The organism is Thermoflavifilum thermophilum (assembly GCF_900116565.1).
GTDB lineage: Bacteria > Bacteroidota > Bacteroidia > Chitinophagales > Chitinophagaceae > Thermoflavifilum > Thermoflavifilum thermophilum.
On the sequence record NZ_FPCJ01000001.1, the window covers coordinates 1,918,540 to 1,937,303 of the forward strand.

Below are 18,764 nucleotides of genomic sequence, written 5' to 3' on the forward strand. Positions count from 1 at the left end.
AGTCCTAACAGGGCGCCATAGTCAGTGGGGGTAGACGCGAAACTTAGTGATCTATCCATGAGCAGGATGAAATCCCGGTAACACGGGATGGAGGTCCGAACCGGTTAGCGTTGAAAAGCTATCGGATGACTTGTGGATAGGGGTGAAAGGCCAATCAAACTGAGAGATAGCTCGTTCTCCCCGAAATGTTTTTAGGAACAGCCTCGGACTTGTGTATCACAGAGGTAGAGCTACTGATTGGGCTAGGGGGTGTCACAGCCTGCCAAACCCTGACAAACTCCGAATGCTGTGATATGAATCCGGGAGTGAGGCTGTGGGCGCTAAGGTCCATGGCCGAGAGGGGAACAACCCAGACTATCGGCTAAGGTCCCTAAATGCATGTTAAGTTGAGCAAACGAAGTTTCAACCCAGTGACAGCTAGGATGTTGGCTTGGAAGCAGCCATTCATTTAAAGAGTGCGTAACAGCTCACTAGTCGAGGGTTGGAGCACGGAAAATAATCGGGCATCAAACATGCTACCGAAGCCATAGGTTTGCTCCGGCTCAGCCGGAACAAGCGGTAGGGGAGCATTCCAAACTGCGTTGAAGGTGATCCGCGAGGATTGCTGGAGCGTTTGGAAAAGAAAATGTAGGCATAAGTAACGATAAATTCCGTGAAAAACGGGATCACCGTAAGACTAAGGTTTCCTGATCAACGTTAATCGGATCAGGGTTAGTCGGGTCCTTAGGCGAAGCCGAAAGGCGTAGCTGATGGGAAGCTGGTTAATATTCCAGCACCTGCTCTGGTTTCGATGGGGTGACGGAGTGATGAAAGGCCCGCCTCGTGACGGAATACGAGGTTAAAGCGTGTAGATATACCTGCTGCAGGCAAATCCACAGCGGGTGTCGAACGTGATAGTACCGCAAAGCTTCGGCCGCGCGGATAGTGGCCCTAAGCGCTCCCGAGAAAAACCTCTAAGGCGTGGCCAGGGCAGCCCGTACCGGAAACCGACACAGGTAGTCGAGGAGAACATCCTCAGGTGCTCGGGTGAGCCGTGGAGAAGGAACTAGGCAAATTAGCCCCGTAACTTCGGAAAAAGGGGTGCCTCCTCCTTCGGCCCTGCCGGAGGAAAGGTCGCAGTGAAAGGGTCCAACCGACTGTTTAACAAAAACACAGGGCTCTGCAAAATCGAAAGATGACGTATAGGGCCTGATACCTGCCCGGTGCCGGAAGGTTAAGGAAGGGGGTCATTCGCCGCAAGGCGGAGAAGCTCCCGACTGAAGCCCCGGTAAACGGCGGCCGTAACTATAACGGTCCTAAGGTAGCGAAATTCCTTGTCGGGTAAGTTCCGACCTGCACGAATGGTCTAACGAGTTGGACACTGTCTCCTCCACGAGCCCGGTGAAATTGTAGTATCGGTGAAGATGCCGGTTAACCGCCACGGGACGGAAAGACCCCGTGAACCTTCACTACAACTTTGCATTGGTCCCGAGTAAGTGATGTGTAGGATAGTTGGGAGACTATGAAGCCACCTCGCCAGGGGTGGTGGAGTCGCCGTTGAAATACCAACCTTCATTTGCTTGGAATCTAATCCCCCGTAAACCGGGGGAGACAGTGCATGGTGGGTAGTTTGACTGGGGTGGTCGCCTCCTAAAAAGTAACGGAGGCTCGCAAAGGTACCCTCAGTACGGTTGGTAATCGTACGTAGAGTGCATTAGCATAAGGGTGCTTGACTGTGAGGCTGACCAGCCGAGCAGGTGCGAAAGCAGGCTAAAGTGATCCGGTGGTTCTGCATGGAAGGGCCATCGCTCAAAGGATAAAAGGTACTCCGGGGATAACAGGCTGATCTCCCCCAAGAGCTCACATCGACGGGGAGGTTTGGCACCTCGATGTCGGTTCGTCACATCCTGGGGCTGGAGAAGGTCCCAAGGGTTGGGCTGTTCGCCCATTAAAGTGGCACGTGAACTGGGTTCAGAACGTCGCAAGACAGTTCGGTCCCTATCTGTGGCGGTCGTTAGAGAATTGAGGGGATATGACCCTAGTACGAGAGGACCGGGTCGTACGGACCGCTGGTGTACCAGTTGTGCCGCCAGGTGCAGCGCTGGGTAGCTATGTCCGGTCAGGATAAACGCTGAAAGCATCTAAGCGTGAAACCTACCCCAAGATGAGTTCTCTTTTAAGGGCCCTCGTAGACGACGAGGTTGATAGGCTACAGGTGTAAGCCCTGAAAGGGGTTGAGCCGAGTAGTACTAATTGCCCGTAAGCTTTAAATTTATTTTTAAAGCAGGTGAATATAACAGCCCAATATGTTACCTTCTTATGGTGGCTATGCCGAGGGTGTCCACCTCTTCCCATTCCGAACAGAGAAGTTAAGCCCCTCATGGCCGATGGTACTACCCCCGAGTGGGGTGGGAGAGTAGGTAGCCGCCGAATTTCTTCAGCCCCATCTTACCCAAGATGGGGCTTTTTATTTTAATCCCCTTTATCAGGCAATATGCCTGTAGCAAAATCTGCACAGTTTTGCCAGATTGCCGCAATCTTTCCTGCCACACCCAATATGCGTTTCTGATTTTTGCTTTCCAGAAAAAACTGCCCGCAATCTTTTCCCAGGCACTGCTTCAGCCGCATTAACTTTTCAGATATCAAAAGATCTGCTGCTATGACAGCCTGAAAGATCAACGGGTCAGGATGATCCGCATCCACAAACCATTGCATACGCTATACACCTAAAGAAAATATCATTTGCCGAAGTTGCTTGGATGCTGCATGTTCCATTTTGATAGTTCGAATAGTTTTCAACTATTCCGCAACTTTTGCTTGCTCATAATTATGTTTAAAATTTGGAAGCTTTTGTTTAAGTCAATTTATTAAAATGAACATTTAAAAAATTGAACATATTGTGTTGAATTGATCAATTATAAATCAAATCAACAATAAGATTAAATGTATAAAACGCAGTAGAGATAAATACTTCCTCAATAAAAAGATGTTTCAAAAACAATAAAAAATTATATGCAAATGATCTAATTCATTCTTTGTAAAGGATATCTACAAATATTGAAAATATCTACTTTTGCACATATATATTTCACTCTAGCTCTCGTGTATAAATGAAGTACATCCTTGATTGAAGAAATTTTTATGAACATTTTCATTTATCATGATGATTAACTTTTTAGAATAGCATGCAATTTTATTTGTAGTGGATTGAGGGATTTTTTGATGAATTAATTAAGGATGAATATAAATTAAGAGCTCTTTAGAAATTGGAACTTTCATTTTTTATTTCTGCAATGCTTCGAGATTGATTTTCTTTGCTGAAAAATCATAAATCCATGTCGTTTGTACCATCGCAGTATCGATTAGGCATTACGGCCGGAGGTCAACTGGGTAAAATGCTTGCACAGGCTGCCATTGCCTGGGATATTCCTGTGGTAGTGATGGACCCTGATCCGGCCTGTGCTGCCCGTCAGCTGGGAATGAAATTTCTGAAAGGCAATCCCCGTTTCAGGGAAGATTTATTAAAGCTCAGAAAGGAAATCAACTTGCTGGCTCTCGAAATCGAACATGTATCCATTGAAGGGTTGCGTGATCTGCAAAGCGAGGGCATACGCATTATACCCAATCCTGAATCGCTTGAACTCATCCAGGACAAAGGATTGCAGAAAAAACGGCTGGCAGAAAAAGGCATTCCTACCATGCCTTTTGTATTGCTGGATCATGAACACGAGATCGTGGAAGCTGTGCAGCAGGGGCGCATTCAGCTGCCTTTTGTACAAAAAACGCGAAAGCTGGGTTATGATGGAAGAGGCGTGAAACGAGTCAACAGCATGGCTGATCTGTCAGACCTGCTTGCCGGCCCTTCTGTAATCGAACAGTTGTGTGATATTGAAAAAGAAATCAGCCTGATTGTGGCTGGGAATCCGCAAGGTGAAACCTGTGTATATCCGCCGGTAGAGATGGTTTTCCATCCGGAAGCCAATCTCGTATCTTACTTGCTTTGCCCTGCCCGTCTGACAGCATCTCAGGCCGAAGAAGCCAACCACATTGCCATAGAAACCTATCATGCTTTTAATCCCGGCGGGTTGTTGGCTGTGGAAATGTTTCTGGACAAACAGGGTAAATGCTGGGTCAATGAAGTGGCACCGCGGCCTCACAACAGCGGGCATCATACCATAGAAGCCTGTGCAACTTCCCAATATGAACAGCAGCTGAGATGTTTGCTGGGATTACCTTTGGGCAATACGGGGCTCATTAAGCCCGCGGCCATGGTCAATCTGTTAGGCGAACCGGGTTATTCCGGAATTCCCCGATATGAGGGTTTTGAGGAAGTGTTGAAACTACCCGAAGTATATGTGCATATTTATGGCAAGCAGCAAACCCGTCCGTTTCGGAAAATGGGACATGTGACCCTTTTGGGAAAAGATATTGAAGAACTCACGGAAAAAGTCGAACTTGTGAAACAAAAGCTGAAAGTAAAAGCATGAACAAGCCCCTGGTAAGTATTATTATGGGATCGGACTCTGACTGGGCCATTATGCAGCAGGCAGCCGAGATGCTGCAGCATTTTGGAATTGCGTATGAAGCCGATATTGTCTCAGCCCACCGTACGCCCGAGAAAATGTTTGCATTTGCCCGAACAGCGCATGAAAGAGGCATTCGCGTGATAATTGCCGGTGCGGGCGGTGCGGCTCATTTACCTGGTATGGTGGCCGCCATTTCTCCTTTGCCGGTGATTGGAGTGCCAGTAAAATCAGCTCTTTCGCTCGACGGGTGGGATTCCGTGCTATCCATTCTACAAATGCCGGCAGGCGTACCGGTTGCTACGGTAGCCCTGAACAATGCACGCAATGCAGGAATTCTGGCTGCACAAATTCTGGCCTGTCACGACGGGGAAATGCTTCGGAAAATTCAGGAATACAAAATCCGCCTTCAGCAAGAGGTCGAACAAAAATCCATCCAGCTGCAAACAAGGCTCCATTCGCCATCTCAGCAGCTCTAAGAAAAGTTGTGGCTCATGCGGAAAGTGAAATTTTGTGATTTGGAAAATTGAAAATTTCCTAACTTGGGGCACTTAAAAAAGCATTTCTCCCAGGATAAAATCACATATTTTATTGGAATTCAATTTAAATCAGCAATTGGGTGTATGGGGGTGGCAATGTTCGAATACAGGATTGCAGGCAAAAACAAGAGAAATTTTTATGAAAACATTTGTTTATTAAACAGATGCTAATATCTTTGTAACCTTTCTGTAAATTCAACATTTATTCAATAACAAAAAAACACGAACAACATGGCTGAAACAAAATCCACTGTGAGCGCTTCTCAGAAACCTGCTACTGCTGGACATGCGACGAAATCAAAAAGAGGCGGAAATCTTTTTGCAGCGCTGGCCGTTCCGATTTGTCTGATTGTGGCCATCCTGTTTTACATTTTTGTGCTGGGTAATCCGGCCAACTTTGCGGGTGGTGTGCGGGGTGGTATTGGCTCCGAAGCCAAGGCCATCAATTATTTCGGGGTGATGTATACCGGAGGTCCGATTGTGCCTGTGCTGGTTTCCCTGTTTTTGATGGTGATAACCTTTACCATTGAACGACTGCTTACCATTTCCAAAGCCAAAGGAAAAATTAAACCAACCGAATTTGTTCGGCGTGTACAATACCATCTTGCTAACAGAAACATTGATGCTGCCCTGGCTGAATGCGATAAGCAGAAAGGTTCTGTAGGCAATGTTATGCGTGCCGGGTTGCTGAAATACAAAGAAATGACCGAAAATACCGAATTGACTACAGAACAAAAGGTGTTGGCTATTCAGAATGAAATCGAAGAAAGTACCACACTGGAATTGCCGATGCTGGAAAAGAATCTGGTATTTTTCGCAACTATCGCACCTGTAGCGGTGCTATTCGGGCTGTTGGGTACAGTGTTGGGAATGATTCGTGCATTCCGGGCATTGAGTGCTTCCGGAGGAACCGACTCCACCCAATTGGCTTTGGGTATTTCAGAAGCTCTGGTCAATACAGCTTTGGGAATATCTACTTCGGTTTTGGCCGTTATCATGTATAACTACTTCACGACCAATATTGATGGTATCACCTACGGCATCGATGAAACCGGTTATACCCTGACCAGGAGCTTTGCTGCCTACTACAAATAAGGCATTTGCACAGAGCAATTGGATTTTTTCCGGATTCATTTTTATGGAAATTATCTGATTGCTCATCTTTTTAGAGGACGATAAAATTTCGAACAATGCCTAAAGTAAAGCTGCCCAGAAAGAGTACAGCAATTGATATGACACCGATGGTGGATGTGGCATTTCTGCTGCTCACCTTCTTCATGTTAACCACCAAATTCAAGCCTAATGATCCGGTGACGGTGGTTACACCCTCATCTATCTCCACTAAACTGTTGCCTGAATCAAACATTGTTATGATTTTGATCGGTAAAGATGGCCGGGTGTTTTTTGATCTGGACAATAAGTTTAAAAAGCAGCAGTTGATGAGTGATTTCAACAGCCAGTACCATCTGGGCCTAACAAAAGATCAGATTAACTCCTATGCAATAGGCGGTCCTGTGGGTGTGCCATTTAAAATGTTACCGCAATTGTTAAACGTTCCTGCTGATCAGCGAAATGCATTTCCGCAACCGGGTATTCCGATTGATTCAGCTAATAATGAACTGGATCAATGGATCAAATACACGCTGAATGTAAATAATGGCAACCCCGATCTTCAATTCGTCATCAAAGCCGATGATAATACCAAGTATGAAGTGGTGAAGCAGGTATTAAAAACCTTGAAGGCGAATCATTTGAATAAATTGCATCTGGTGACGAATCTAAAGCCGATTCCGCCCGGCACGGCTGCCTGGCGTGAACAACAGGCTGCAGGTGGTGCAAATGCATCCAAAAAGCAACCATAATTCAATTTTATTAGTTTGATGTGTATCTAAAATCATGTTGCTATGGCTGATGTAGAAATGAAAGAGCCTGGTGGGGGGCGACATCAGGGGACGAAAAGTAAAAAGCTATCTACCCGTATTGATATGACACCTATGGTGGACGTAGCTTTCCTCCTGATTACCTTTTTCATGCTCACCACTACGCTCCAGAAGCCCAAAACCATGAATCTGTACCTCCCGGAAGATGTAAAAAATCCGGAAGAACAAAATAAAGTGAAGGAAAGTCAAGCGTTGACCATTATTTTGGGCAAAGATCATCAGGTGTATTATTACTACGGCACGGGTCAGGAACCCAATGAAAGAATGTACAAAACCACTTTTGCCAACAAAGGTGGGATCCGGGATGTGATCATCAACAAATGGGATAATGTAATTAAGAACTCAGGAGGTCGTGATAGCCTGGTAGCTATCATAAAACCTATGAATGATGCAGATTATGAAGATGTGGTGAATATTCTGGACGAGATGAACATCAACGGTGTCCAAAAGTATGCTTTGGTTGACAGTATTTATGATTTTGAGAAAAATCTGATGAAAGAAGCAGATGATCACCCGGTGGCCGATCCTACTTTAAACGGTCAGTAAAGGGAAGCGATTAGTCTGTGAATCATCATAAAAGATTTTATTATGAATCCGAAAGAATTATTGACAGCTGATTTTCTGGACATCCTGTTTGAAGGGAGGAATAAGGCCTATGGCGCATATGATTTACGGGTTACGTATCCGAAACGGGTTCGTAATGCGCTGATAGGGATGATTATTTTCATTCTTCTTTCCCTTCTATTGTATGGTTTCGAACTATACATGCAAAAACAGGAAAGTCTGCATCCCAAACCTAAAATTGCGGATGTGAAGCTCACGGAAGTGAAGCTACCCAATAAGAACGAGCCACCCCCTCCTCCTCCGCCTCCTCCACCGCCACAGGAAATAAAGTTTAAGTCGGCTGTTAAATTCACGCCGCCTAAGGTGGTGAAAGATGAGGACGTGAAGCCGGAAGAATTACCGCCCGATATTTCTCAGATTCAGAACAAGGTGATCAGTACTCGTAACATCAAAGGTGATCCTAACGGGATAGATCCGAACCTTGTGCAGTCCAGTTCGGGTACCGGCGTAACGGCAGCACCGAAAGAAGACAATCGGGTGTTTCAGTTTGTGGAACAAATGCCCCGCTTCCCTGGCTCTATCAACGATGATGATAGCCAGCAGAAGATCATGGAATATCTGAGAAATCATATCCAGTATCCTCCTGTGGCTCGTGATAATGGCATTCAGGGAACGGTAACGGTGATGTTTGTGGTATGGTCTGATGGTACCATTCGTGATGTGCATACCGTTGGTCCCCACCTGGGCGGAGGCTTGGAAGAGGAAGCCATCCGGGTGATAAAATCCATGCCCCGATGGATTCCGGGTCGGCAAAACGGCCGGGCTGTGAATGTGCAGTTCACCATCCCCGTTCGGTTTGTATTGCAGTAAGGCAACTCATCGTCATAAAAAATCCCGGCATGATGTACATGTCGGGATTTTTATTTTCAAACACCTGAAAATCCCTATCATTGCTGTATGTATTACCAGCATGCAGAAGACACCATTGCTGCTCCCGCTACACCGCAAGGCATGGGTGCCATAGCAGTTATTCGCGTCAGCGGTCCGCAAGCGCTAAGCATTGTGAACCGGTTGTTTCCCGCCAAAGATCTCACACAGGTACCCTCGCATACCCTGCATGTCGGCAAACTCATCTGGAAAAGTCAATGGTTAGATGAAGTGGTGGTGAGTGTGTTCAAAGCGCCCCGCTCCTATACAGGAGAAGATGTGATCGAAATATCCTCACACGGATCGCCCCTGATTGTGCAACGCATCCTGCAGGCCCTCACGGAAGCTGGTGCTCGTATGGCCCTGCCGGGTGAGTTTACACTCCGGGCATATCTGCACGGCAAAATGGATCTCACGCAGGCTGAAGCGGTGGCCGATCTGATTGCAGCTGAATCGGAGGCTGCTGTGCAAAATGCGCTCCGCCACATCCGGGGAGGTTTTTCGGCCGAGCTGCAACAGCTCAGAAATCAACTTTTACAGTTTGCTGCACTCATTGAATTAGAACTCGACTTCTCTGAGGAAGATGTGGAATTTGCAGATAGACATGCATTGAAACAATTGCTGGATCATATTGATGAACACGTGCAAAAACTCTTGCAATCGTATGCCTGGGGCAACGTGGTGAAACATGGCTTTCAGGTGGTCATTGCCGGTAAGCCCAATGTGGGGAAAAGTACCTTGCTGAATGCTTTGCTGAATGAGAACAGGGCCATTGTGAGCGATATCCCCGGCACTACACGCGATACGGTGGAAGAATTCATTCAATTAAATGGCTTGCTGTTTCGGCTGATTGACACGGCCGGCCTGCGTGTCAGTGAAGATGTAATAGAACAAATCGGCGTGGCGCGAACGCATGAAAAAATTTTGCAAGCCGATATGATCTTATATTTGTTTGATGTTACCCAAATCGAAGCATCAGAATGGGAGCAGGCATTCGCATGGTTGCAGGGGTTGAAGAAACCTTATTTGATTTTAATCAATAAAATTGATCTGCAATCTGAGCTTCCTGAATTTGTGCACAATACACCCCAAACCATGATGATATCTGCACAAAAGCAGGTGCATTTAAATGAACTGAAAGAAAAACTTGTGGAAATAGCCCAGCAAGGTCGAACGCATGGTGAAGGCAGTATTATTACCAATGCGCGGCATTATGCGGCACTGCAAAAAGTCAAACAAGGCATACAGGATGTGTATGCGGGACTGGAGAAAAATATATCCAATGATTTGCTTGCCAATGACATTCGCAAGTGTTTGCATGATTTAGGCGAAATTACCGGCGAAGTCACCACAGAAGATATGCTGGACTATATCTTTTCGCATTTCTGTATTGGGAAATGAATGGAATAAGTTTAAGCCTGTTTCATTTTAAAACGTTGATGATGAAATCTGATAAATTCTTCCTTCTTGAAGTAATGAAATATGATGAGACGAAGAATTTGAGAGTTCAGCCGCCGATACGTATTATGCCGGCAGTTAGTAGTAAATGCATGTTAGGCAGGAACCGTATAATCATTAGTTAGGCGTTTAGATTCGATTAGAATTAAGTAATGATGATACAAACTATTTTTGCTTTAGTGCTGGCTGCAAGTTTTTTTATCGTTGAACCCTTTATGCGCAAGGGAACGACTTCCAAAAGTCTAGAGACCACTGCCTCAGATAAAGGCAGTTTGGCTCTTATTGTGGTTGTATTTTGGATTGTTATTATCCTTCCACTGCTTCTCAACTTCTTGCACAGGGGGCTAATTCCATTATCATTTGTTTCATGGCTCGGCATAATGATGATGTTGATGGGTCTAGGGCTGCGGATCTGGTCCATGCGAGTTCTCGGTGAATATTACACGCGAACACTTCGGGTCACAGAAAAACAAGCAATTGTCACACAAGGCCCGTATCGAGTAATTCGCCACCCAGGTTATTTAGGAACCATTTTCGTATGGATAGGTTTTTCCTTAGCGGTTGGAAATTGGATTGCCACAATCCTTGTAACGATTCTGCTATTCGGTGTCTATGGGTATCGAATTCGTTCGGAAGAATTCATGCTAATTGATAAGTTCGGAAATGAATATCAGGAGTATCGTAAGCGGACATGGAGATTAGTGCCATTTGTCTATTAAGACCCAAAGCGCCTAACAAAGCGTGCATCGGACAGGGATAGGGCTTTGCCCTGCGGGTATGGGGCGGGCTTGCTGACAATGGTTCTGGTTGTCGATGGAGTCTTGCCCGTTCGCCCTGCAGCTAGCGCAAACCGTTATGCGCATACCAACATACGTCCTAAATTTCTCACAACAAAAAAGAGGAACAAACAATGAATTACGAAGTAAACATAGAGGGTTTTGAAGGACAAGATATTGAGGTCAAAACGAGTTTTTGGTCAGGGCCCAAACTTCTTATCAACGGTCAACTTGCGCCCAAAGGAAGTAAACGCGGTGAAATGCTGTTACAGTCCAACGTTGGCAAGCAGTTCGTTGCCAGATGGAAACCGCAAATTATGGGGATAGATATTCCCCAACTTGTCGTGGGTGACAAAGTGATAAACCTTGTAGAACCGCTGAAGTGGTACCAATGGGTATGGGGTGGTCTGCCCATAGCTCTTGTTTTTGTTGGCGGGGCGCTTGGGGCAATAGCAGGCATAACTGGATTTGCCATCAATGCTAAAGTTTTCAGGACAGAAATGGACAGCGTTTTGAAGTATGTTGTTTCTGCCGCAGTGTCTATTTCAGCTGTTGTTGCATATTTCATAGCGGCAATGCTCTTCACCATACTCATTCATGGAACGTAGATGCACCCAACACGCCCGTTAGCCGAACCGCCTTCGCGGGCGCTCCGGCGGCAAAGTGTTGCTGCAAATGGGCGGTCGTGGAAATGCTGCCGACATCTTGGGTATCCTCGAGAGGATGATCCAGTCCCTTGATGGGCACTGAATTACAGGGATTTTATCCACCGTATTATTTTCATGGACCGGAGGAATATCAGGAGTGGCTCCGTGTGAGCGGTTTTCGTGTCGTGTGCGTTGAGCTCATTCCAAAAGATATGCAGCCTCAGGGATTGGAGGGCTTATTGGGTTTTCTTCGGACAACTGCGTTCCCCTATACAGACTGTCTGCCAGTTGAGCTGCGCGATGCTTTTCTTACGGAGGTTGTCTCTGCTTATATAGCGGCTCATCCGATTGACACTTTTGGTTATACACACGTACAAATGATTCGCCTGGAGGTTGAGGCCTATGCCATCTAACCTGTATCATCAGGGCGTTGCAGTTGAAATGGACAGCGACGAATTTTGCCTCATTGGTCACCGTCTTGTTGACCAGATTGTCGAATTCCTCGATGGCCTCACCATGCGACCTGTAATCCCAACTGAATCGGCACAGCCAGTTAAGGTCTGGAGGAAAAAACGGCGGAGCTTCTCTCCAATCATCCGCTGTTCAACGGTCATCCAAGGTTTTGGGGCTACATCACTTCCTCTGCCACGCCCATTGGCGCGCTCGCAGATTTTTTGGCGAGCGCGATCAACCAAAATACGGGCGCATTTATTCTCTCACCATTGGCAACAGAGATCGAGGCACAGACGATTCGCGGGCTTGCTGAACTGATCGGTTTTCCTCGCACGTGCGGCGGACTGTTGGTGAGTGGCGGTAACGTGGCAAACTTTGTCTGTTTTCTTGCTGCACGACAGGCAAAGGCAAACTGGGATATCAAGCACGAAGGGCTTTCGGCTAATCGCCCACGCTTGACGGTGTATGTATCACAGGCAACCCACACCTGGATTAACAAGGCATCAGAATTGTTTGGCATGGGCGCGGACTCGGTGCGTTGGATCGAGACCGACGCGAACCAACAGATAAACATTGACGCGCTGGAAAGGCAAATCCTTGCTGATCGCGACAAGGGGGTCCTACCTTTCATGATCGTTGGCACGGCAGGGACGGTAGGTGTGGGTGCGGTGGATCCGCTACCCGAGATCGCAGCGCTCTGCAAACAATATGGCCTGTGGTTCCACGTGAACGGCGCCTACGGCGCCCCAGCCGCATGTTTGCCAGAAGTTTCCGAAAAGTATTTAAAAGCAGCGAGATGCAAGCCTTAAGGTTGAACTGTATAAACCGGTGTCCGGACGGGGTAATCAGAGATAAAGCATCACTTTTTCAAAAGAAATGTAAGCAAGCTGGCTATAGACAAAGGAGAATACTCATACGAAAAGGGTATGAAAAACCAAAAATAATTCAATAACGGGGCAGAGGGGATTCTTTTTTTGTTTTATTTTTAAATTTACAACCAGGAAAATCACTTTGTGACCCTGAGGGGGCTGTTTTTTCCCTTTATCCAGGGTGTGAAATTCAGCAGGAAGCTATTGGGTTAAAAGACTCTATGAAGTAAGAGAAAAATGGTTCGAGTCAAAATCGTAAATTTTTTTTAAAGTAAAGTAATTGGAAGTTTAAGAATTAAATTTTAAGTTACGGAAGTTTTTTAGTTAGGTTTTTCAAAAACAACCTTGGGTAACTTGGCAGGCATATATTTATCTCGATGTGTGTATATTGATAAGCGGGTCTACGATTTTTACAAATAAAAACGAGTTAGTTGCTATTTTTTGACAAGACACGACATCAATGAAAAACAGATTATTCCCAACTTGGCAACAATTGTAAGAGCAGAAAAATCCATTAACTGTTGGAGGAAGGTCATTGGTAAAGTATTTTGATGACCACTTACCGAAAGACCCAAATTGGAAACCAGTATTAAAAAACCTTAAAGAATACAAAAGGTCAACTATTCCAAAGGCAGTTATTCGAGCTATTCAAGGCAAAGAGTATCAGAAATATGACGCGATACCTATTGATGACGGTCCAGATTATTATTACGAATGGTATTGGATGCTTGATAAGTATTTTCTGACAGATCATGATGAAGTATTAATAGTTTGTGATAAAAGACAAAACATTTTTGATAGGGAACTTGACTGGTTAGAAAAGCGTGTAACTCTAACTGGTCTTGAAAAATTTCGTGAAACTATATTTACCTTACAGTAACATTCAGACTTCCGAAAAAGGTAGCTAGTATGTCTAATGAATTTAGTGAAATTTTTGAACTTAATCAAGAACTGAAAGTGGGTAAGTTTAAAGATAATACAGTTTTATTCCATTCAGATCATATTGGATGGTTGAACATTGTTGAAGAAGACTGGGAATTCTATGTTTCTAATTCCTTTTTAGGGCTAAAAAAAGAAGGTTACAGTCCTTCTGATAAGGTAATTTTATTGCCAAGTCACAAGCTAGGAAAAGAGGTAGATCAAATGTCCCTTGACAAGAATATTGATGTGAATCACGTTTTTGAAGAAGATATAGAAACACAGTACCACCCACATAAAAAAGCATTTTGGATGGGTGACACCCGATTGAAAATGTCAACTATTCATGGCTTTAAAGAGTGGGAACTCTTGAACATTGTATTATTCAATCCTGGACGAGCTCCTGAAAGCAATAAAAATTAGATGCTAATGTTTATACAGCATTTACAAGGACAAGAGAAAATGTAATAATTCTAAATTCAAATAAAAGATATAATTCTTTTTGTGATTAATTTCCTAAAAAATGGAACGAACAATAAAAACGACTACTAACAAGATGTTGCTAAAAGCGGGACTGGAGAGTTTCAATTGGACATTTTTGCAGAGTTTAACTTTCATGATTTGATTGAACTCTTGTGCTAAAAATGCCACACCTTCGGCTAGCTGCAAACCTTTAAATGCTATAATTCGAAATTAATACATCCAATGAATCTAATACCAGACAAAAAAAATATCCGAAACCAATTTAATGCTTGCATGGCAAACTGCTCGAGCTTTTGGAGCTATTTAGAAAGTTATAAAAGTGCTTTTGAAGTACTAATGGATAAAGTATATCAATCAGGGTTTCACGTTGATACTCTTGCTATTCCTATTTTGTTTATTGTAAGGCACTGTATGGAATTAGGTTTTAAGGCCAATATTCGCTACTTTATTAAATATTCTGAAAAAAACGACTTCAAAGAAGCACGGACTCACAATTTAGAAAAACTTTATGTTGCATTTAAGCAGCATATTTTGGATACAATAAAAAACCTTAAAGACAAATATAGAATTGAAGTTGAAAAGACTGACATTGAGGAATTAAACAAATATTTTGATGAAGTAAATAAACTAATAAATACATTTTACTTACTTGACAAAAACTCTTATGGTTTTAGATACCCATTTGTCAAAAAAAATAACATCTTAATTGACGACAAGGAAACGATAAATTTACTTGATGTAAAGGACTTGTTTGAAAAAAGCATGTTGCTATTAACACATACAGCGGACGTATTTGCAAAATACACCGATTTTGCAGACGAAATTGAAACTATGTATGAGGAAGAAATGAGAGCAAACTATGGATATTGAAGAAATTACAGTAACTAACATCGTATTGGCAGTAGAGGCACTGAAAACTTTAAATTCATCATTTGTAATTCTATCAGAGATTTGTGTAATTTTTTTGAAGTTTTTCAGTTTCCTCACGATCCCCAATACTCTAACTCCTGGCGGCAAGCATAATAAGGCATGACACAATAGACATTGGCACTAAATAAATACAAATTTTGATAGGTGACCAAAAACATACAGAACATATAACAAGTGGACAACGAGTAAACCAAACCTTCAGTAATTGCAATGTATTCATGATTACCATTAAAAGCTAAAGTGTCAAGAGTATAGCCATGGAGCTACTTTATGCCAACACACAGACGATTAACATGCTTAAACATATAACTTTGACTGATACAAATTTTATATGACTAAAGAGCAGCAAATAGAAAACAGTTTAATAGCCAAACTAACTGACCTGAAATACACGTACAGGACAGACTTAAGAGACAGGGCTTCGCTTGTAAATAATTTCCGTGAAAAGTTCCAGGCATTGAACCGCGTAAACCTGACGGATGCAGAGTTTGAAAGGCTTTATAGGGAAATTGTCAGTCCTGATGTTTTTGCATCTTCAAAAAGATTGAGAGAAATAAACACTCTTATTCGTGAGGACGGAACGCCATTGCATTACACGTTGGTAAACATCAAGGACTGGTGCAAAAACGAATTTGAAGTCATCAACCAATTACGCATTAATACCAGCAACAGCTATCACCGATACGATGTGATTTTGCTGATAAACGGAATCCCCGTTGTGCAGATTGAACTGAAAAGCTTGGAGGTTAGCCCACGAAAAGCCATGCAGCAGATTGTGGATTACAAAAGTGATCCGGGCAACGGTTACACCAATTCATTGCTTTGTTTCATGCAATTATTCATTGTGAGCAACCGCACAAATACCTATTATTTTGCCAATAACAACGCTGCCCATTTCCGTTTTAATGCTGACGAACAATTTTTACCGATTTATCAGTTTGCCACTGAGGACAATAAAAAGATTACACACTTAGACGACTTTTCAGAAAAGTTTTTAAGCAAGTGCACTTTAGGCGAGACGATAAGCAAATACATGGTATTGGTGGCCAGCGAACAAAAACTGGTAATGATGCGGCCTTACCAGATTTATGCGGTGAAGGCCATTGTAGATTGCATTCATCAAAACAGAGGCAACGGTTATATCTGGCACACTACCGGCAGCGGAAAAACATTAACTTCGTTCAAAGCAGCAACTTTACTGAAAGACAATCCTGACATTGAAAAATGCCTGTTTGTGGTTGACCGTAAAGATCTTGACAGACAAACCCGGGAGGAGTTCAACAAATTTCAGGAAGGTTGCGTGGAAGAAAACACCAATACCGAAACGCTGGTAAGGCGTATGCTATCCGATGATTACGCCAACAAAGTTATTGTTACAACCATTCAAAAGCTGGGATTGGCTTTGGATCCTTCCAATAAAGATTACAGAGAACGTTTACAACCGTTAAGGGACAAACGCATCGTTTTCATTTTTGACGAGTGCCACCGTTCCCAGTTTGGCGAAAATCATAAAGCCATCCGGGAGTTTTTTCCAAACGCTCAGCTATTCGGATTTACAGGAACACCCATTTTTGAAGACAATGCAACTTACAAGCAAATAGACGGAACAGTTGGCTCGTATGTTACCACGAAAGACATTTTTCAAAAGCAGCTGCACGCCTATACCATTACCCATGCCATTGACGACAGGAATGTGTTGCGTTTTCATATTGACTATTTCAAGCCCGAAAGAAATGTAACCATTGGCAGCACCGAACATAAAAAAGCAGTCATTCATTCTATACTTAAAAAACACGATGCCGCCACGCAAAGCAGGCGCTTTAACGCTTTGCTGGCAACAGCTTCTATCAACGATGCCATAGAATACTACGAACTTTTCAAAGAGATACAGGCAAAAAAAGCCAAAGAGGACGAAAATTTTATTCCCCTGAACATTGCCTGTGTATTTTCTCCTCCTGCCGAAGGCAATAAAGATGTACAGCAGCTACAGGAAGATCTGCTCCAGGAAAAAGCCGACAACAAAGTTGAGCCCGAAAAGAAGAAAAAGGCATTGCAAGCCATCATTCGCGATTATAACAAACAATATGGCACCAACCACCGCATTACTGAGTTTGATTTGTATTACCAGGATGTGCAACAAAGAATCAAATTTCAGAAGTTCAGCAATGCCGACTATCCGCACAAGAATAAAATCGACATCACCATTGTGGTGGATATGCTGCTTACCGGCTTCGACAGCCAGTATCTGAATACCTTGTATGTGGACAAGAATTTGAAATACCACGGTTTAATTCAGGCCTTTAGCCGAACCAACCGTATTTTGAACGATACTAAACCTTACGGAAACATTTTGGATTTCCGTAAGCAACAAGCCGAAGTGGACAATGCTATTGCTCTGTTCAGCGGTGAAGATACAGGACGAGCCAAAGAAATCTGGCTGGTTGACCCTGCCCCGAAGGTGATTGAAAAATTTGAGGCCGCTGTTAAGGCAATGGAAAAATGGATGCATGACAAAAATATGGTGGCAGAGCCGCAAGAAGTGTACAACATCAAGGGCGATGCTGCCCGCGTGGAGTTTATCAATCGCTTTAAAGAAGTGCAACGTCTGAAAACACAGCTTGACCAATACACCGATTTGACAGAAGAGCAAAAAGCAAAGATTGAACAACTCATGCCCGAAGAGCAATTGCGTTCGTTCCGCAGTTCGTATCTGGAAATTGCCAGGCAGCTCAAAGAAATTCAGCAAAAAGAAGGCGAAAAAGCCCCCGAAAACATTCAGCAACTCGATTTTGAATTTGTGCTGTTTGCCTCTGCCCTTGTAGATTATGATTACATCATGAATTTGATTGCCAAATACACACAGAGCACACCCAAAAAGCAGAAAATGACCCGTGAGCAACTCATTGGTGTGCTAAGCAGTAGCGCCAACCTGATGGAAGAACGCGATGATATGATTGACTACATCAACACATTACAGGTGGGAAAGGGCCTCAATGAAAAGGAAATAAAAGAGGGTTATCAGAAATTTAAGGAAGAAAAAATGGCTAAACAATTAACGGAAATTGCCGCCAAAAATGGGCTGGAGGTTTCTGCATTGCAGCAATTTATCAATGCCATTATTAGTCGTATGATTTTTGATGCTGACAAGCTGCGTGAACTCTTTGAACCTTTTGACTTAGGTTGGAAAGAACGCACCAAGCGGGAACTGGCATTGATGGAAGATTTGATTCCGTTACTTAAGAAAAAAGCAGAAGGCAGGGAAATAAGCGGATTAAAAGTATATGAGTAAAGGATGGATGTATATACTGGAATGTGCCGATGGAAGCTATTACACCGGCAGCACGAGTAATTTGGAACTACGGCTGTTACAACATCAGGCAGGTGAAGGGGCGAACTATACCAAAAAAAGACTGCCCGTAAAGTTGGTGTATTTTGAAGAGTTTCAACGAATAGATGAAGCGTTTTATCGTGAAAAACAGGTGCAGGGCTGGAGCAGGAAGAAAAAACAAGCCCTGATAAACGGAATGCCACAGGAATTACACCAATTGGCTGCGTGTTTGAATGAAACAAGTCATAAATATTACAACGGTGGTTTCGGCTCCGCTCAACCACCGTATGATGGCTCCGCTCAACCACCCACAGAAAATACACGCTGCCTTCGGCTACGCTCAGGCAGCGAAGCACAGCGGTGTCTGAGCGAAGTCGAAGACACCGCCACCACCCCAAAAACCACCAATCCCCAAAAATTCTAATTCTGA

General features: G+C 43.8%; 17 protein-coding genes and 2 rRNA genes (1 of these 19 running past the window's edge). 18 read left to right on the plus strand and 1 reads right to left on the minus strand.

Annotation, left to right across the window (positions count from 1 at the left end):
* Both BM367_RS08135 and rrf read left to right on the plus strand, forming a co-directional pair.
* Positions 1-2,252 (plus strand): 23S ribosomal RNA (locus BM367_RS08135); it begins 661 nt to the left of the window's first position.
* Between the two features lie 45 nt (positions 2,253-2,297).
* Positions 2,298-2,412, plus strand: a 5S ribosomal RNA gene (gene rrf, locus BM367_RS08140).
* 39 nt (positions 2,413-2,451) lie between these two features.
* Here rrf and BM367_RS08145 read toward each other — a convergent pair.
* Positions 2,452-2,694: a hypothetical protein gene (locus tag BM367_RS08145; RefSeq protein ID WP_092459668.1), complete on the minus strand. Its 243-nt coding sequence runs from the start codon at positions 2,692-2,694 to the stop codon at positions 2,452-2,454.
* 620 nt (positions 2,695-3,314) lie between these two features.
* Here BM367_RS08145 and BM367_RS08150 point away from each other — a divergent pair.
* From BM367_RS08150 to BM367_RS08230, 16 genes are all read left to right on the plus strand, one after another.
* The gene (locus BM367_RS08150; protein WP_092459670.1) at positions 3,315-4,466 is read left to right on the plus strand and encodes a 5-(carboxyamino)imidazole ribonucleotide synthase; all 1,152 of its coding nucleotides are present in this window, start codon (positions 3,315-3,317) and stop codon (positions 4,464-4,466) included.
* Positions 4,463-4,981 (plus strand): 5-(carboxyamino)imidazole ribonucleotide mutase, encoded by a 519-nt coding sequence (gene purE / locus BM367_RS08155; protein WP_092459672.1) that lies wholly within the window; start codon positions 4,463-4,465, stop codon positions 4,979-4,981. Before BM367_RS08150 ends, purE begins: the two co-directional genes overlap by 4 nt.
* Positions 4,982-5,272: 291 nt before the next feature.
* On the plus strand, positions 5,273-6,136 hold the full coding sequence (locus tag BM367_RS08160; RefSeq protein ID WP_092459674.1) for a MotA/TolQ/ExbB proton channel family protein: 864 nt from the start codon (positions 5,273-5,275) through the stop codon (positions 6,134-6,136).
* 95 nt (positions 6,137-6,231) lie between these two features.
* Entirely contained in the window at positions 6,232-6,903 is a 672-nt protein-coding gene (locus BM367_RS08165; RefSeq protein WP_092459675.1) for an ExbD/TolR family protein, read from the plus strand.
* 42 nt (positions 6,904-6,945) lie between these two features.
* Positions 6,946-7,527: an ExbD/TolR family protein gene (locus BM367_RS08170; RefSeq protein WP_092459677.1), complete on the plus strand. Its 582-nt coding sequence runs from the start codon at positions 6,946-6,948 to the stop codon at positions 7,525-7,527.
* Between the two features lie 42 nt (positions 7,528-7,569).
* The gene (locus BM367_RS08175; RefSeq protein WP_092459679.1) at positions 7,570-8,415 is read left to right on the plus strand and encodes an energy transducer TonB; all 846 of its coding nucleotides are present in this window, start codon (positions 7,570-7,572) and stop codon (positions 8,413-8,415) included.
* A gap of 87 nt (positions 8,416-8,502) precedes the next feature.
* Positions 8,503-9,873, plus strand: coding sequence for a tRNA uridine-5-carboxymethylaminomethyl(34) synthesis GTPase MnmE (gene mnmE, locus BM367_RS08180; protein ID WP_092459681.1), 1,371 nt, complete (start codon positions 8,503-8,505; stop codon positions 9,871-9,873).
* 212 nt (positions 9,874-10,085) lie between these two features.
* A complete protein-coding gene (locus BM367_RS08190; protein ID WP_177224163.1) occupies positions 10,086-10,649 on the plus strand; it encodes a methyltransferase family protein in 564 nt (187 codons plus the stop codon).
* Positions 10,650-10,840: 191 nt separating this feature from the next.
* Positions 10,841-11,314 carry a hypothetical protein gene (locus tag BM367_RS08195; RefSeq protein WP_092459687.1) on the plus strand — a complete coding sequence of 158 codons (474 nt, stop codon included), beginning with the start codon at positions 10,841-10,843 and terminating at the stop codon, positions 11,312-11,314.
* A 131-nt stretch (positions 11,315-11,445) separates the two neighbouring features.
* A complete protein-coding gene (locus tag BM367_RS08200) occupies positions 11,446-11,766 on the plus strand; it encodes a hypothetical protein (protein ID WP_092459690.1) in 321 nt (106 codons plus the stop codon).
* Positions 11,767-11,952: 186 nt separating this feature from the next.
* Positions 11,953-12,615: a pyridoxal phosphate-dependent decarboxylase family protein gene (locus BM367_RS08205; protein WP_262509437.1), complete on the plus strand. Its 663-nt coding sequence runs from the start codon at positions 11,953-11,955 to the stop codon at positions 12,613-12,615.
* A 595-nt stretch (positions 12,616-13,210) separates the two neighbouring features.
* The gene (locus tag BM367_RS08210; protein WP_092459694.1) at positions 13,211-13,555 is read left to right on the plus strand and encodes a hypothetical protein; all 345 of its coding nucleotides are present in this window, start codon (positions 13,211-13,213) and stop codon (positions 13,553-13,555) included.
* A gap of 29 nt (positions 13,556-13,584) precedes the next feature.
* The gene (locus tag BM367_RS08215; RefSeq protein WP_092459696.1) at positions 13,585-14,016 is read left to right on the plus strand and encodes a hypothetical protein; all 432 of its coding nucleotides are present in this window, start codon (positions 13,585-13,587) and stop codon (positions 14,014-14,016) included.
* 333 nt (positions 14,017-14,349) lie between these two features.
* Entirely contained in the window at positions 14,350-14,946 is a 597-nt protein-coding gene (locus tag BM367_RS08220) for a hypothetical protein (RefSeq protein ID WP_143103989.1), read from the plus strand.
* 391 nt (positions 14,947-15,337) lie between these two features.
* The gene (locus tag BM367_RS08225) at positions 15,338-18,295 is read left to right on the plus strand and encodes a type I restriction endonuclease subunit R (RefSeq protein ID WP_092459700.1); all 2,958 of its coding nucleotides are present in this window, start codon (positions 15,338-15,340) and stop codon (positions 18,293-18,295) included.
* A complete protein-coding gene (locus BM367_RS08230; RefSeq protein ID WP_222842598.1) occupies positions 18,288-18,758 on the plus strand; it encodes a GIY-YIG nuclease family protein in 471 nt (156 codons plus the stop codon). The genes BM367_RS08225 and BM367_RS08230 overlap by 8 nt, the downstream gene beginning before the upstream one ends.
* The last annotated feature ends 6 nt before the right edge of the window (positions 18,759-18,764 follow it).

Bases quoted from the DNA above. Each gene is read 5' to 3' on its own strand.
- BM367_RS08145 (WP_092459668.1), bottom strand. From the start codon at position 2,694: ATGCAATGGTTTGTGGATGCGGATCATCCTGACCCGTTGATCTTTCAG.
- BM367_RS08150 (WP_092459670.1), top strand. From the start codon at position 3,315: ATGTCGTTTGTACCATCGCAGTATCGATTAGGCATTACGGCCGGAGGT.
- purE (WP_092459672.1), top strand. From the start codon at position 4,463: ATGAACAAGCCCCTGGTAAGTATTATTATGGGATCGGACTCTGACTGG.
- BM367_RS08160 (WP_092459674.1), top strand. From the start codon at position 5,273: ATGGCTGAAACAAAATCCACTGTGAGCGCTTCTCAGAAACCTGCTACT.
- BM367_RS08165 (WP_092459675.1), top strand. From the start codon at position 6,232: ATGCCTAAAGTAAAGCTGCCCAGAAAGAGTACAGCAATTGATATGACA.
- BM367_RS08170 (WP_092459677.1), top strand. From the start codon at position 6,946: ATGGCTGATGTAGAAATGAAAGAGCCTGGTGGGGGGCGACATCAGGGG.
- BM367_RS08175 (WP_092459679.1), top strand. From the start codon at position 7,570: ATGAATCCGAAAGAATTATTGACAGCTGATTTTCTGGACATCCTGTTT.
- mnmE (WP_092459681.1), top strand. From the start codon at position 8,503: ATGTATTACCAGCATGCAGAAGACACCATTGCTGCTCCCGCTACACCG.
- BM367_RS08190 (WP_177224163.1), top strand. From the start codon at position 10,086: ATGATACAAACTATTTTTGCTTTAGTGCTGGCTGCAAGTTTTTTTATC.
- BM367_RS08195 (WP_092459687.1), top strand. From the start codon at position 10,841: ATGAATTACGAAGTAAACATAGAGGGTTTTGAAGGACAAGATATTGAG.
- BM367_RS08200 (WP_092459690.1), top strand. From the start codon at position 11,446: ATGGGCACTGAATTACAGGGATTTTATCCACCGTATTATTTTCATGGA.
- BM367_RS08215 (WP_092459696.1), top strand. From the start codon at position 13,585: ATGTCTAATGAATTTAGTGAAATTTTTGAACTTAATCAAGAACTGAAA.
- BM367_RS08220 (WP_143103989.1), top strand. From the start codon at position 14,350: ATGGCAAACTGCTCGAGCTTTTGGAGCTATTTAGAAAGTTATAAAAGT.
- BM367_RS08225 (WP_092459700.1), top strand. From the start codon at position 15,338: ATGACTAAAGAGCAGCAAATAGAAAACAGTTTAATAGCCAAACTAACT.
- BM367_RS08230 (WP_222842598.1), top strand. From the start codon at position 18,288: ATGAGTAAAGGATGGATGTATATACTGGAATGTGCCGATGGAAGCTAT.